This window comes from Streptomyces sp. NPDC126497 (assembly GCF_040302425.1).
Classification (GTDB): Bacteria; Actinomycetota; Actinomycetes; order Streptomycetales; family Streptomycetaceae; genus Streptomyces.
In genome coordinates this window covers 24502-38576 of sequence record NZ_JBEORT010000067.1, presented here as the reverse complement: position 1 = coordinate 38576, position 14075 = coordinate 24502, and the positions used below count along the sequence as shown (strand labels likewise).

Genomic DNA, 14075 nt, shown 5'->3' with positions numbered 1-14075 from the left:
CACCCTCCCGGACCTGGCCCAGGTGCCGGCGGTCGCCGCGACGTTGGAGAAGCTGGCCGGAGCGGCCGCCCGGTAGGAAGGGGTCCCGACACCGGCGTCGGCGGCCGCATCCGCAAGCAGGACGTCATCGCCGCCGCCGAGGCCGCGAAGGCCGCCGCCGCCCCGGCTCCGGCCGCCGCCCCCGCCGCGCCCTCCGCGAAGAAGGCCCCGGCCCTCGAGGCCTCCCCGCTGCGCGGTCAGACCGTGAAGATGCCGCGGATCCGCAAGGTCATCGGCGACAACATGGTCAAGGCCCTGCACGAGCAGGCCCAGCTGTCCTCGGTGGTCGAGGTCGACGTCACCCGTCTGATGAAGCTGCGCGCCCGCGCCAAGGACGCGTTCGCGGCACGCGAGGGCGTCAAGCTCTCCCCGATGCCGTTCTTCGTCAAGGCCGCGGCCCAGGCGCTGAAGGCCCACGCGCCGATCAACGCCAAGATCAACGAGGCTGAGGGGACCATCACCTACTTCGACACCGAGAACATCGGTATCGCGGTGGACTCCGAGAAGGGCCTGATGACCCCGGTCATCAAGAACGCCGGTGACCTCAACCTGGCCGGCATCGCCAAGGCGACCGCCGACCTGGCGGGCAAGGTCCGGGCGAGCAAGATCAGCCCGGACGAGCTGGCCGGCGCGACCTTCACCATCTCCAACACCGGTTCGCGCGGTGCGCTGTTCGACACGATCATCGTGCCCCCGGGCCAGGTCGCGATCCTCGGCATCGGTGCCACGGTCAAGCGTCCGGCCGTCATCGAGACCGAGGAGGGCACGGTCATCGGCGTCCGCGACATGACCTACCTGACCCTCTCCTACGACCACCGCCTGGTGGACGGCGCCGACGCGGCCCGCTACCTGACGGCGGTCAAGGCGATCCTGGAGGCGGGCGAGTTCGAGGTCGAGCTCGGCCTGTGACCCCGTGACCGCTTGATCCGCGGCCGCCGGCACGGCCGTACGGTGCCCCCGTCGGGGAAGCCCTCGAGGCTTCCCGGGCGGGGGCACCGGCGTATGGAGCGTGTAAGTCTCGTCTCACCTGGGCGAAAGCGACCCTGTGCGCCCCTCCCGGGCGGGCCCGCCGCCGTATTGTCTAAGCGTCACAGCCCCCCGGGGGCCCGCGGGCCCCGCTAAGGAGCCCCACATGACCGCGCCCGTCGTCCACTCGCTGCGCGAACAGATCCGCGAGCACATCCTGGAAGGGATCATCAGCGGGCGCTGGCAGCCGGGCGAGCGGATCGTGGAGCGGCGGATCGCCACCGAGCTGGAGGTCAGCCAGACTCCCGTGCGGGAGGCGCTGCGCGAGCTGGAGTCGCTGCGGCTGATCGAGTCGGTGCCGAACAAGGGCGTGCGGGTGCGGAACCTGACGGCCGCCGACCTGGAGGAGAGCTACCCCGTCCGGGCCGGTCTGGAGGCGATCGCGGCGGAGCTGGCGGCGGCGCGGCTGGCGGAGGACTGCTCGACGCTGGAGCCCCACGTCGCCGCGCTGTACGAGGCGGACCGCCTGGCGGACGGGACGGGGCAGGTGCGGCACACCGTGGCGTTCCACCGGGAACTGGTGCGGGCCGCCGGCAACTCGGTGCTGCTGCACACCTGGGAGGGGCTGGGGATCGAGGTGTTCACGGCGTTGTCGATACGGTGGCTGGGGACGGTGCAGCAGTCGTACGCGGAGGAGCACGAGGAGCTGGTGGCCGCGTTCCGGCGGCGGGATCCGCTGATCGCCGACCTGGTCAAGGCACATGTGCTGGGGTGCGCGCCCCGCGCGTAGCGCCGGGGCCCCCGCCCCGCCGCCCCTTCCGCGCCCGCGCGGCGGAGCCGGACGCCGACACGGTCCGCGGGGACGCGGGGGACCGCGCGATCGGCCCTCGACGGCCCGCGGTCGCCATACCGCCGGACCCGCCCGCGCTCTTCCGCGCACGCACCCCCTCACCTGCGCAAACCCCCGACCGGACAGTCACCCGGTGCCACCGCCGGAGGCACCCCGTGCCGACTTTCTCGAGATCAAGAGGTTTTCCCCCTCCACCCTTTGATCGATCATCGATCAGGGGGTTATTGTCGCCAACGGGCTTCACCCGAGCCCTCCGCCCTGTCCTGCCAAAGACACAAGGGCACCCCCCTTCGACTGAGGAAGGCGGCGACATGACCGACCCCAACGCCATCCAGCCGAGCGAGCTCGACCAGCTCCCGGACCGCGACCCCGAGGAGACCGCCGAGTGGCAGGCCTCCCTGGACGCCGTCGCCAAGGCGGCCGGGCCGCACCGTGCCGCGTACCTGATGCGCCGCACGCTGGAGCGTGCCGAGGGAGCCGGCCTCGCGCTGCCGAAGCTCCTCGAGACGGACTACGTCAACACCATCCCCACCTCCGCCGAGCCCGCCGTGGACGGCGACGAGGCGCTGGAGCAGCGGATCACCGCCTGGAACCGCTGGAACGCGGCTGCCATGGTGACCCGCGGCAGCAAGTACGGCGTCGGCGGCCACATCGCCACCTTCGCCTCCGCGGCCTGGCTCTACGAGACCGGCTTCAACCACTTCTTCCGCGGCAAGGAGGGTGACGGCTCCGGCGACCAGCTCTACATCCAGGGCCACGCCTCCCCCGGCATCTACGCCCGCGCCTTCCTCGACGGCCGGATCAGCGAGCAGCAGCTCGACAACTTCCGCCGCGAGGCCGGCGGCAACGGCCTGCCGTCGTACCCGCACCCGCGCCGGCTGCCCTGGCTGTGGGAGTTCCCCACCGTCTCCATGGGCCTCGGCCCGATCTCCGCGATCTACCAGGCGCGGTTCAACCGCTATCTGACCAGCCGCGGCATCAAGGACGTCTCCGACTCCCACGTCTGGGCGTTCCTCGGCGACGGCGAGATGGACGAGCCCGAGTCGACGACCGCGCTCACCCTCGCCTCCCGCGAGCAGCTGGACAACCTGACCTTCGTCGTCAACTGCAACCTGCAGCGCCTCGACGGCCCGGTCCGCGCCAACTTCAAGATCGTGCAGGAGCTGGAGGCCCAGTTCCGCGGCGCCGGCTGGAACGTCATCAAGACGCTCTGGGGCACGGCGTGGGACGAGCTGTTCCGGCTCGACACCACCGGCGCCCTGGTCCGCCGCCTCCGCGAGGTGCCGGACGCACAGGTGCAGACGTACCAGACGCGCGACGCCGCCTACATCCGCGAGGACTTCTTCGGCAAGGACCCGGCGCTCGTCGAGATGGCGAAGCTGCTGAGCGACGACAAGATCCTCGAGTGCTTCCACCTCTCCCGCGGCGGCCACGAGTCCCGCAAGGTGTACGCCGCGTACAAGGCCGCGCTCGCCCACAAGGGCGCGCCGACCGTGATCCTGGCGCAGACGGTCAAGGGCCACACCCTCGGTGAGGGCTTCGCCTCCAAGAACGCCAACCACCAGATGAAGAAGCTGACGGTGGACGAGTTCAAGGCGATGCGCGACCGGCTGGAACTGCCGATCCCGGACTCGCAGTTCGTCGACGGCCAGGTCCCCTACGTCCACCCGGGCGCCGACTCCCCCGAGGTCCGCTACCTCCAGGAGCGCCGCGCGGCCCTCGGCGGTCCGGCCCCGGCCCGCCGCGTGCACCCGGTCGCGCCGCTGCCCCAGCCCGCCGACAAGGCGTTCGCCGCCTTCGACAAGGGCTCCGGCTCGCAGAACGTGGCCACCACCATGGCCTTCGTCCGCCTGGTCAAGGACCTGGTCCGCGACAAGGAGACCGGCAGGCGCTGGGTGCCGATCGTCCCCGACGAGGCGCGCACCTTCGGCATGGAGAGCCTCTTCCCGTCCCTCGGCATCTACTCGCCGATGGGCCAGACGTACGAGCCGGTCGACCGCGACCAGCTGATGTACTACAAGGAAGCCAAGAACGGCCAGATCTTCAACGAGGGCATCACCGAGGCCGGTGCCATGGCCGAGTTCGTCGCCGCCTCGACGTCGTACGCGACGCACGGCGAGACGATGATCCCGTTCTACATCTACTACTCGATGTTCGGCTGGCAGCGCACCGGCGACCAGATGTGGCAGCTCGGCGACCAGCTCGGCCGCGGCTTCCTGGTCGGCGCCACGGCCGGCCGCACCACGCTGACGGGCGAGGGCCTGCAGCACGCCGACGGCCACTCGCCGGTCATCGCGGCCACCAACCCGGCGGCGCTGACGTACGACCCGGCGTTCGCGTACGAGATCGGCGTCATCGTCAAGGAGGGTCTGCGCCGGATGTTCGGCGAGGCCCTGCCGGACGAGGACCAGAACGTCTTCTACTACCTGACGGTCTACAACGAGCCGCTGCCGCAGCCCGCCAAGCCGCAGACGGCCGGCATCGACGAGGGCATCGTCAAGGGCCTGTACCGCTTCAACACGGCGGAGTCCGCGGGCCTGTCCCCGGCCGCGAACGCGCCGCGCATCCAGCTGCTCGGCTCCGGCACGGCGATCCACTGGGCGCTCAAGGCGCAGAAGCTGCTCGCCGAGGAGTGGGGCGTGGCCGCCGACGTGTGGTCGGCCACCTCGTGGACCGAGCTGCGCCGGGACGCCATGGAGGCGGACGAGGCGCTGCTGCGGGGCGAGGAGCGGGTGCCGTTCGTCCGGCAGGCGCTCCAGGGCGCCGAGGGTCCGGTGCTCGCGGTCTCCGACTACATGCGCCAGGTCCCGGACCAGATCGCGCAGTGGGTCGAGCAGGACTACTCGTCGCTGGGCGCCGACGGCTTCGGTCTGTCGGACACCCGTGACGCGGCCCGCCGCCACTTCGGCGTGGACGCCGAGTCCATCGTCGTCGCGGCCCTGGCCCAGCTCGCCCGCCGCGGCGAGGTGAAGGCCACGGCCGTGAAGGAAGCGCGCGAGAGGTACGGCCTGTAAGGGCCCGTGCCGCGCAGCAGGCCCCCGCCGTCACGGCGGGGGCCTGCTGCATGATGGGGCCCATGCGCGCTGCCCGGCTGATCAAGATGGTGCTCCTGCTCCAGTCCCGGCCCTCCATGACCGCCGCCGAACTGGCGCGGGAGCTGGAGGTGTCGGAGCGCACGGTCACCCGGGACGCACAGGCGCTGTCGGAGGCCGGGGTGCCGGTCTACGCGGACCGGGGGCGGATCGGCGGGTACCGGCTGGTCGGCGGGTACCGGACCCGGCTGACCGGGCTGGCGCGCGGCGAGGCGGAGGCGCTGTTCCTGTCCGGGGTGCCGGGGGCGCTGCGCGAGATGGGCCTGGAGGACGCGGCCTCGGCGGCCCGCCTGAAGGTGTCGGCCGCCCTGCTGCCCTCCCTCCGGGACGCCCCCCGCACGGCCGCGCAGCGCTTCCACCTGGACGCGCCGAACTGGTTCCACGAGCCGGACACGCCCGGGCTGCTGCCGGCGGTCGCGGACGCGGTGTGGGACGACCGGCGGATCACCGCCCGCTACCGGCGCGGCGAGCACGAGGTGGAGCGGGAGCTGGAGCCGTACGGGCTCGTGCTCAAGGCGGGCGTCTGGTACCTGTGCGCGCGGGTTTCCGGGCACGGGTCCTTCCGGGTGTACCGGATCGACCGGTTCACGGCGGTGGAGGCGGCCGAGGAGCGTTTCGAACGCGCGGCGGACTTCGACCTGCCGGCGTTCTGGGAGGAGCGGGCGGAGCAGTTCGCGCGCTCGATCCTGCGGGCCGAGGTCGTGGTGCGGCTGTCGGCGCAGGGGGTGCGCCGGCTGCCGTACGCCGTGGACCCGCTGTCCGCGCGGGAGGCGCTGGCGCGGGCGGGCGGGCCGGACGGGAGCGGCTGGGTGACGGTGACCCTGCCGGTGGAGTCCGAGGAGGTCGCCCGCGAACAGCTGACGGCGCTGGGGGCGGAGGCGGAGGTGCTGGCGCCGGCGTCCCTGCGGGAGCGGTTCGCGGCGGAGGCCGCGCGGCTGGCGGAGCTGTACGGGCGGTGAAAGGGGGTGGCCCTTTTCCGGACCCCGGTCGCCCGCCCCCGCCGCCCCGTGGAGAGGGGCCCCGTCCGTGCGCGCACTGCGGGTGCGTACGCGGGACACAGGGCCGATGCTTGACCTCGTGATGGACGAGACGGAGTTCTGGGAGCTGGTGGACACCGCCCGCGAGGACGCCGGGGGCGATCCGGAGGAGCAGGCCGACCTGCTGGTGGAGCGGCTGGCACGGCTGGACCCGGAGGCGGTCCTGGACTTCGCCCGTCACTTCGAGTCCCGCTACCACCGCGCCCACCGCTGGGACCTGTGGGGCGCCGCGTGGCTGCTGCTGGGCGGAGCGAGCGACGACGCCTTCGACTACTTCCGGTGCTGGCTGATCGGCCAGGGCCGGGAGGTGTTCGAGGGCGCCCTGCACGACCCGGACGCGCTCGCCGATCTCCTCGACGACTTCGACGAGGAGATCGACGGCGACGGCGAGGACCTCGGTTACGCGGCGGACGAGGCGTACGAGCAGCTCACCGGCGCGGTGGCACCCGACCTCGGCCTGCCCCCGGCCCCGGCGGAGCCGGAGGGCACACCGGTCGACTTCGGGAACGAGGCCCTGCTCGCCGAGCGCTACCCGCGGCTGTGGGAGCGGTTCGGGGGCTGAGCCGCGAACCGGTCACAGGCGCCGGTGCGGGCTCGGCGCCTGGCGCAGGGGCGCGGCGTTGGCCCGCACGAGGGCGGCGGCGGTGTGGGCCGTCGGGCCGAGGACGACGGCCGCGGCGGCGCACAGGGCCGTCCAGGGGCGGCGCAGGGCGTCCGCCCAGGTGGTACTTCGGTCGGGTGTGCCGTTCATGGGACCTGCTCTTCGTTCCGTGTGTCGTCGTTCCGCACTGCGGTCGGGGTGCCCTCGGGCACGGTGTCCCGGACGTCGCGTCCCTGGAGGCGGGCCGCCAGGTCCCTGATCTCGGGGAGGCGGGCCCTGAGGGCGGCGCCCGGGCAGTCGGTCATGTAGCCGTCGCTGTGACCGGCGATCGCGGGCAGGGTGGCGGCGGTGCCGGCCGCGTAGCGGCTGCCGCCGTTGCTGGAGACCAGCCGGACGTCGGCGTGCGGGTCGGTGCCGGAGGTGCCGAGCTTCCAGGCGGCCACGGCGGCGATCGCGCGCAGCATCTCCGGCGGCACCGAAGTGCCCTCGGTGAAGGTGCCGAGGGCGGCGATCCCGGTGGTGCGGTGGTTGAAGCCCTGGGTGTGGGCGCCGGTGACGGGGCGGTCGACGCCGCCCGCGCGGCCCTCGTAGACGGTGCCGCAGCGGTCGACGACGAAGTTGTAGCCGAGGTCGTCCCAGTCGCGGGCGCCGGTCTGGCCGTCGTACAGGCCCCGGATGATGCCGGGGGCGTCGGCGCAGTCGTAGGCGTTGGGCGAGTCGGTGTGGTGGACGAAGACGGCGACGACCTCGTCGTCGTAGCGCGGCGGCGGCTGTTCCCGCGCGGCGCCGTCCAGCCAGACGGAGCGGGGCACCACGGTGGGCCGGGGCGCCTGGTGCACGGCCGTGGACCGTGCGGCGCTGCGGGCGGCGGGTTCCTCGGCGGCGTGCTCGACGCCGTGGGCGCACAGCACCAGGGCGACGGCGGCGGCCAGGCCCGGCAGACAGCCGAGCGCCGCCGTGACGGCCCGTGGCGGGCGCGGGGAGCCGGGCCCGCCGGGTATCCGGGCGGAGCGGTGTCTGCGCGCTCCGCCCGGTCTCCTGGGGACACGCATGGTCCCACTGTGGGCCGGTCCGCCCGGCGCTGCGATCCGTGCTGCGCCACCCGGTGGAACCATCGTCCCGGGTCCGCGGCGTTCTCCCCGGTGCGCGCGCGTGACGACCGCGTTCCCCGGCCGTCGCGCGCGTGACCGGTCACCGGGCCCTTCCCCCACGTACGGAGGGGCCGGCGGTCCCGGGAGAGAGGCCGCGCGTGGACCTGCTCGGCATCCCGCTGTTGCCGGTCGTCCTGGCCTACGCGGCGTCCGGCCACCGGCGCGGGCTGCCGGCCGGCTGTGTCCCGCCGGCCGGTTTCGTGCGCGGTGCGGCCGGGTGTTCGCGCGCTCCGCCCCGGACGCCGGGACCGGCCACGTGCCGGCGGCGGACGAGGTGGCCGACGACGCCGGGCGCGCGGCGGGGGCGACGGCACCGGTGGACACCGGGGAGCCGGTGCCCCGTGGGTCCCGTGGTCCCCGTCAGACCAGCGGCCGCCCCATCATGACGTCGTCGACGTACGCGCCCCCGACGAAGAACTCCCCCGGCTGCACGCCCTCCACGACGAAACCCTCGGACTCGTACAGCGCGCGGGCGACGGTGTTGTGGCCGAGCACGCGCAGGGTGATCCGGCGGGCGCCGCGCTCCCGCGCCTCCGCGACGGCGGCCCGCACCAGGGCCCGGCCCACGCCCAGGCCGCGCGCCTCCTCGGCGACGGCGAGGCCGCGGATCTGCCGCACGTGCGCGTTGCTGGCGAGTCCGGTGGGGAAGCCCAGGCGGACGTACCCCACGATCCGGCCCCCGTACTCGGCGACGAGGTGCTCCCGGGGCCCGGACCGCTCGCTGAAGAACGACTCGCACGACGGCCGCGGGGTGACGGCGTGCGCGGTGGACCAGGTCTCCCGGTCGAGGCGGGCCAGCGCCCCCTCGTCACCGGAACGGGCGGCGCGTATGGACAGCTCGGACATGAGCGCCACTGTACGGCCGTCCGGCGCCGCCCCTGCCGTGGATTCCGTTCCCCGAGGGGCAGGATGGACCCCATGGAACGTTCCCGAATCGCAGTGGCCGGCGCGTCCGGGCTCATCGGTGGCGCGCTGACGCGGTCCCTGACCGCGGACGGACACGAGGTGGTCCGGCTGGTGCGGGGCGCGCCCCGGGCGGCGGACGAGGTCCGCTGGGACCCGGAGCGCGGGTCGGTGGACGCGGCCGGCCTCGCCGGGTGCGACGCCGTGGTCAACCTGGCGGGGGCGGGGGTCGGCGACCGGCGCTGGACGCCGGCCTACAAGGCGCGGATCAGGACCGGCCGGGTCAGGGGCACGGCCGCGCTCGCCGAGGCCGTCGCCGGGCTGCCCGGGGACGTACGGCCCCGGGTCTTCCTCAACGGCAGCGCGATCGGCTACTACGGCGAGACCGGCGACCGGCCGGTGGACGAGAGCGCGCCCGCGGGCGAGGGCTTCCTGCCGGAGCTCTGCGTCGAGTGGGAGGCGGCCGCGGCACCGGCGCGGGAGGCGGGCGTGCGGACGGTGTTCGCGCGCACCGGGCTGGTGGTGGCGCGCGGGGGCGGGGCGTGGGGCCGGCTCTTCCCGCTGTTCCGGGCCGGTCTCGGCGGGCGGCTGGGCGACGGGCGCCAGTACTGGTCGTTCGTCGCGCTGCACGACGAGGTGGCCGCGCTGCGCCACCTCCTGGACACCGACGGGCTGGCCGGGCCCTTCAACCTGACCGCGCCGCATCCGGCGACCAATCGCGAGGTCACCGGGGCGATGGCGCGCGTGCTGCGCCGGCCGGCGGTGTTCGCGGTGCCGGCGCCGGTGCTGCGGACGGTGCTCGGGGAGATGGCCGGGGACGTCCTCGGCAGCGCCCGGGTGCTGCCGGCACGGCTGCTGGAGTCCGGCTTCCGGTTCGCGTTCCCCCGGATCGAGGGGGCGGTCCGGGCGGCGCTGGCGCCGTGAGCGCGCCCGCGTGACCGCGGTCCGGCCGGAACCGGTCCGGCTCCGAGCCCTCTGCGACCGCGCGGTGCCCGTCCGGGGCGCGCATGCGACCGTCGTGCGCCCGTGCCCTGTCCATGCGCGACTGACCGGGTGACCGGACACGGCCCTAACCTCGACCCGAACTCCGGTATTCCTGGGGCCTGTTGAGGGCATGACGTCTCCAGCGCCCGCGCAACCTCGAGGAGGGGCACGTGCTTGAGCCCACGTACCAGGCGGACGTCGTCGTCGTGGGAGCCGGGATCGCCGGACTCTCCGCGGCACGACGACTGACCAGCGCAGGAGTCACCACCATGGTCCTGGAGGCCGCCCACGAGGTGGGCGGCCGAATGGCGACCGAGAAGGTCGACGGCTTCCGGCTCGACCGGATCGGACGCCCGCTGTCCACGGCGTACCCCGAACTGCGGCCGCCCCAGGGCCTCGACGGACCGGTGCTGCGGCCCTTCGCGCCCGGCGTCCTGCTGCACAGCGACGGCCGGCACCACCGTGCGGGCGTGCAGCCGGGCACGAGGGGGGCGCGGAGCGCGAGGGGCGCACTCCATGCCGTACGCGCCCTGGCGAGCGCCCCACGGCCCGGGAGCGGGCCCAGGAGGCCGGTGGCCGTGCCCGGGCGGCAGGTGTCCGTGCCCCGCAGCCGCACCGGCGCCCCGCTGGGCACGGCGGTCGACCAGGCCCGCCTGGGCGCCGCGTTCGGCAGGCTCGCGAGCACACCGGTGGAACGGCTGCTGGCCCGGCCCGAGACGACGGCGGCCGAGGCGCTGCCGGCCCGGGGCCTGCCCGCCCGCACCATCGACGGCTTCCTGCGCCCCCTGCTCGCCGCCCTGCTGTGCGACCCGGACCTCACCACCTCCAGCCGGTGCGCGGACCTGGCGCTGCGGGCGTTCGCGAGCGGGCGGCTGTGCCTGCCGGAGGGCGGTGCCGAGGCGCTGCCGAGGCAGCTGGCACGGACGCTGCCGCCGGGCACGGTGCACACCGGGGTGCGGGTCACCTCCGTGTCGACGACCTCGGTGACCACCGCGGAACACGGGGAGTTCCGGTGCGGCGCGGTGCTGGTCGCGACCGGGGCGCGGGCCGCCGCCGAGCTGCTGCCCGGGCTGCGGGTGCCGGACTTCCACCCCGTGACGGTGGTGCACCACAGCACCGACGAGGCACCGGGGACCGGCGCCTCGCTGCTGCTCGACGCCGAGCGGGGCGGGCCGGTGGCGCACACCGCGGTCGTCAGCCGGGTCGATCCGTCCCGCGCCCCGGCCGGGCGCACCCTGGTCAGCTCGACGGTCCTGGGCCCGGCCGGGCCGGGGGTCGACACCGCCGTGCGCACGCACCTGGCCCGGCTGTACGGCGTGTCGACCGCGCGGTGGGAGACGCTGGCCGTGCACCACACCCCGGAGGCGGTGCCGGCGATGCGGCCGCCGCACGATCCGCGGCGGCCGGTGCGGTTGCTGGCGGGGCTGTACGTGTGCGGTGACCACCGGGACACCGGGACGGTGCAGGGGGCGTTGCACTCGGCGCACCGGGCGGCTGCGGCGATCCTGACGGACCTGGGGGTGAGCCGGTCCCCGCACACGGCGGATCCGCTGCCGACGGCCCGGGCGGCGTGACCCGACGGCCGGTCGGGCGGCGCCTCGCGGGTGCCCCCGCGTCGGTGCGGTCGCGCGGCCCGGCGCTTCGCGGGGTGCCTCCGCGCCCGCCCGTGCCGCCGGGGCGGCACGGGCGGGCGCGGAGGACGGGGACAGGCGTCACCCGAGCCCCCACCGGGCCGCACCCCGCGCCACGGGCGCGGGACCCGCACCGTTCAGCCGTACGCCGCGACCTTGTCGCGGTACGCGCGCACGGGTGCCGCGTCCCGGTACGGCTCCAGCCTGCGGTCGAAGTCGCGGACGTACTCCACCGCCCGCACCGACCGCATCTCCGCCGCCGCCGCGGCCGCCTCGGCGGCCAGCCGGCACGCCTGCTCCAGCTCCCCCAGGCCGAGCCGGGCGGTCGCCAGCACCACCCGGCAGAAGAGCCGGCTCCGGGCGTACCCCGGCGCCCGCAGCTGCAGCGACCGCTCCGCGTGCTGCGCGGCGGCCCGGAACTGCTGCAGGTCCCGGTGACAGTGCCCGAACTCGTCCGCGAGCTGTGCCTCGTCGAAGAAGCGTGCCCAGTGCGGAACCTCGTCCCCGGGCCGCGCCCCCTCCAGCGCCCGCTCCGCGCGCGCCAGCGCGGCCGTACAGGCCCGCACCTCCCCCAGCACCCCGTGCCCCCGCGCCTCCGCCGCGTGCAGCAGGGCCTGCACCACCGGCGGGCCGGACCCGCCCACCCCCTGCTGGGCGACCCGCGCCAGCTGCACGGCCTCCTTCCCGTGCCCCAGGTACACGGCCTGCCGGCTCATGGTGACCAGGACGTACGCGCCGTAGGGCCGGTCCCCCGCCGCCTGCGCCAGCCGCAGCGCCTGCACGAAGTACCGCTGCGCGAGCCCGTGCGCGGCGATGTCGTACGACGTCCACCCGGCCAGCCGGGTCAGGTCCGCGGCGGCCGCGAAGAGCCGGCGCCCGGTCTGCTCGCCGTACGTGCCGCGCAGCATCGGCTCGCACTCGTGCTCCAGGTACCGCACGAGGGCCTGACGGGCGTGTCCGCCGCCGTACGCGTCGTCGAGCGTGCGGAACAGCTCGCCGACCGACCGCAGCGCCGCGATGTCACCGCCGGTGACCCGGTGCCCCGGACCGCGTTCGGCCGTGGCGCGCCGCCGGGCGGGCGGTCCGGCCGGCCGGACCGCCGCCCGGCCCTGCGCCGGCACCCGCACCGGCGGCTCCGTCCGGGCCACCTTCTCGTCCGCCCGCCCGATCAGCCAGTCCCGGCTCGGCACGACCAGCCCCGCCGAGGTGAAGGCGATCTTCCGCAGCTCGGCGTGGCTGCCGGAGTCCTTGCGCCACAGTCCGCTGACGATGTCGACGGCCTCCTCCGGGGTGGCCGCGAACTCCAGCCCCGCGTAGACCGGCGCACAGGCGTCCAGCCCCAGGTCCTGCGCGGTCAGCCGACGGCCCAGACGCCGGGTGAACACCTCGGCGATCAGCGCCGGCGTGGTGCCGCGCGGCTGCTGCCCGCGCAGCCAGCGGGTGACGGACGTCTTGTCGTATCTCAGGTCGAGCCCGTGTTCGAGACCGAGCTGGTCCACGCGACGGGCGAGTCCCGCGTGGGAGAACCCCGCTTCTGCGATGAGCGCGGCGAGCTGTCGGTTGGGGGTGCGCTGCGCGGGTCGTTCCGTCATCTGCGGTGCGGTCTCCTGCCTTCCGGCTGAGCAAGGTGTCCGGATTGCCTGTGAGCAGCCCTTATGGCCACATGAACGGCGCGAATGTAGCGGAGAGTGAACACCCGGTCGCGCACGTCGACCGGCATTCATCCGATCGTGTGAGGATTGCCCGAAAGCTGACAGTCGATCTCCCGACCGGCACCCGGCCGGCCCCCGCTCGAACGGTCGTACAGTGGCGTGGGCACGTTTCGTGCCTGACGACCTTCTAGGGAGGCGCTTGCCGTGAGCGAGTTGCGGTTCGTGCGGATGGGCTTCGGGGCCGAGGCCGTGGACTACCGGGTGGCCTGGGACGAGCAGCGCCGGGTGCACGCGGCGCGGTTCGCCGACGAGGTGCCCGACACCGTGATCCTCCTGGAACACCCCCCGGTCTACACGGCCGGCCGCCGCACCGCGGACAGCGAGCGTCCCCTCGACGGCACCCCGGTCATCGACGTGGACCGCGGCGGCAAGATCACCTGGCACGGTCCCGGCCAGCTGGTGGGCTACCCGATCCAGAAGCTGCCGCGCCCGGTGGACGTGGTCGCGCACGTCCGCCGCCTGGAGGAGGCCCTGATCCGCACCTGCGCGGAGTTCGGTCTGGAGACCACCCGGGTGGAGGGCCGCAGCGGCGTCTGGGTCCTCGGCGATCCGGTGGAGCGGCGCCCCGCGCTCGGCGGCCTCTCCCTGGACTTCGACCCCCGGCTCACCGACGACGAGTTCGACCCCCGTCTCAACGGCCCGGAGTACGCGCCCTCCAACGCCGGCCAGCGCCGCGAGGACCGCAAGATCGCCGCGATCGGCATCCGGGTGGCCAAGGGCGTCACGATGCACGGCTTCGCACTGAACGTGAACCCCGACAACAAGTGGTTCGACAGGATCATCCCGTGCGGCATCCGCGACGCCGGCGTCGCCTCCCTGGCGAACGAGCTGGGCCGCGACATCACGATCGCCGAGGTGCTCCCCGTCGTGGAACGCCACCTCCGGGACGTCCTGGAGAACGCCGACCTCAAGCCCCGGGTCGTCGAGAGGACGGCCGAGAAGACACCGGCGTAGCAGCAACCGGCCCGGCGCACGGGGACGAGGCCCGTCCAGGGCCGGGGCAGGGATCCGGGGGCACCGGCCCCCGGCAGGGCCGGCACCGGCGCCGACCAACAAATCAACGGGCGTACCCTGAAGAACGCCGAAGAATCAATCGCTAGGGAGCCGGT

General features: G+C 74.7%; 12 protein-coding genes. 8 read left to right on the top strand and 4 right to left on the bottom strand.

Annotation, left to right across the window (positions count from 1 at the left end):
- The 5 genes from ABTY20_RS24580 to ABTY20_RS24560 all read left to right on the top strand — a co-directional run.
- A partial coding sequence (locus ABTY20_RS24580) for a 2-oxo acid dehydrogenase subunit E2 (RefSeq protein WP_351999208.1) occupies positions 1-948 on the top strand: 948 nt, incomplete at its 5' end.
- A gap of 223 nt (positions 949-1171) precedes the next feature.
- Positions 1172-1795 (top strand): GntR family transcriptional regulator, encoded by a 624-nt coding sequence (locus ABTY20_RS24575; protein ID WP_351999207.1) that lies wholly within the window; start codon positions 1172-1174, stop codon positions 1793-1795.
- A gap of 371 nt (positions 1796-2166) precedes the next feature.
- The gene (aceE, locus tag ABTY20_RS24570) at positions 2167-4869 is read left to right on the top strand and encodes a pyruvate dehydrogenase (acetyl-transferring), homodimeric type (RefSeq protein WP_351999206.1); all 2703 of its coding nucleotides are present in this window, start codon (positions 2167-2169) and stop codon (positions 4867-4869) included.
- A 62-nt stretch (positions 4870-4931) separates the two neighbouring features.
- Positions 4932-5906: a helix-turn-helix transcriptional regulator gene (locus ABTY20_RS24565; RefSeq protein ID WP_351999205.1), complete on the top strand. Its 975-nt coding sequence runs from the start codon at positions 4932-4934 to the stop codon at positions 5904-5906.
- A 121-nt stretch (positions 5907-6027) separates the two neighbouring features.
- On the top strand, positions 6028-6546 hold the full coding sequence (locus ABTY20_RS24560) for a DUF4240 domain-containing protein (protein ID WP_351999209.1): 519 nt from the start codon (positions 6028-6030) through the stop codon (positions 6544-6546).
- Between the two features lie 12 nt (positions 6547-6558).
- Here the strand turns inward: ABTY20_RS24560 and ABTY20_RS24555 are convergent, their stop codons facing one another.
- From ABTY20_RS24555 to ABTY20_RS24545, 3 genes are all read right to left on the bottom strand, one after another.
- Positions 6559-6735, bottom strand: coding sequence for a hypothetical protein (locus tag ABTY20_RS24555; RefSeq protein ID WP_351999204.1), 177 nt, complete (start codon positions 6733-6735; stop codon positions 6559-6561).
- Positions 6732-7637 carry a peptidoglycan recognition protein family protein gene (locus tag ABTY20_RS24550; RefSeq protein WP_351999203.1) on the bottom strand — a complete coding sequence of 302 codons (906 nt, stop codon included), beginning with the start codon at positions 7635-7637 and terminating at the stop codon, positions 6732-6734. Before ABTY20_RS24550 ends, ABTY20_RS24555 begins: the two co-directional genes overlap by 4 nt.
- A 459-nt stretch (positions 7638-8096) precedes the next feature.
- Entirely contained in the window at positions 8097-8582 is a 486-nt protein-coding gene (locus tag ABTY20_RS24545) for a GNAT family N-acetyltransferase (protein ID WP_351999202.1), read from the bottom strand.
- Between the two features lie 72 nt (positions 8583-8654).
- On the opposite strand from ABTY20_RS24545, the gene ABTY20_RS24540 reads away from it, so the two are divergent.
- Positions 8655-9563 carry a TIGR01777 family oxidoreductase gene (locus tag ABTY20_RS24540; protein WP_351999201.1) on the top strand — a complete coding sequence of 303 codons (909 nt, stop codon included), beginning with the start codon at positions 8655-8657 and terminating at the stop codon, positions 9561-9563.
- A 230-nt stretch (positions 9564-9793) separates the two neighbouring features.
- A complete protein-coding gene (locus ABTY20_RS24535; RefSeq protein WP_351999200.1) occupies positions 9794-11197 on the top strand; it encodes an NAD(P)/FAD-dependent oxidoreductase in 1404 nt (467 codons plus the stop codon).
- A gap of 194 nt (positions 11198-11391) precedes the next feature.
- On the opposite strand, the gene ABTY20_RS24530 is transcribed toward ABTY20_RS24535, so the two are convergent.
- Positions 11392-12846 (bottom strand): NsdA family TPR-like regulatory protein, encoded by a 1455-nt coding sequence (locus ABTY20_RS24530; protein ID WP_351999199.1) that lies wholly within the window; start codon positions 12844-12846, stop codon positions 11392-11394.
- A gap of 264 nt (positions 12847-13110) precedes the next feature.
- Here ABTY20_RS24530 and lipB point away from each other — a divergent pair, with 264 nt between their 5' ends.
- The gene (gene lipB / locus ABTY20_RS24525) at positions 13111-13920 is read left to right on the top strand and encodes a lipoyl(octanoyl) transferase LipB (RefSeq protein ID WP_351999198.1); all 810 of its coding nucleotides are present in this window, start codon (positions 13111-13113) and stop codon (positions 13918-13920) included.
- Positions 13921-14075 lie beyond the last annotated feature (155 nt).

Excerpts from the sequence above, each read along its gene's own strand:
- aceE (WP_351999206.1), top strand. The coding sequence starts at position 2,167 with ATGACCGACCCCAACGCCATCCAGCCGAGCGAGCTCGACCAGCTCCCG.
- ABTY20_RS24545 (WP_351999202.1), bottom strand. The coding sequence starts at position 8,582 with ATGTCCGAGCTGTCCATACGCGCCGCCCGTTCCGGTGACGAGGGGGCG.
- ABTY20_RS24565 (WP_351999205.1), top strand. The coding sequence starts at position 4,932 with ATGCGCGCTGCCCGGCTGATCAAGATGGTGCTCCTGCTCCAGTCCCGG.
- ABTY20_RS24550 (WP_351999203.1), bottom strand. The coding sequence starts at position 7,637 with ATGCGTGTCCCCAGGAGACCGGGCGGAGCGCGCAGACACCGCTCCGCC.
- ABTY20_RS24540 (WP_351999201.1), top strand. The coding sequence starts at position 8,655 with ATGGAACGTTCCCGAATCGCAGTGGCCGGCGCGTCCGGGCTCATCGGT.
- ABTY20_RS24555 (WP_351999204.1), bottom strand. The coding sequence starts at position 6,735 with ATGAACGGCACACCCGACCGAAGTACCACCTGGGCGGACGCCCTGCGC.
- ABTY20_RS24530 (WP_351999199.1), bottom strand. The coding sequence starts at position 12,846 with ATGACGGAACGACCCGCGCAGCGCACCCCCAACCGACAGCTCGCCGCG.
- ABTY20_RS24575 (WP_351999207.1), top strand. The coding sequence starts at position 1,172 with ATGACCGCGCCCGTCGTCCACTCGCTGCGCGAACAGATCCGCGAGCAC.
- ABTY20_RS24560 (WP_351999209.1), top strand. The coding sequence starts at position 6,028 with ATGGACGAGACGGAGTTCTGGGAGCTGGTGGACACCGCCCGCGAGGAC.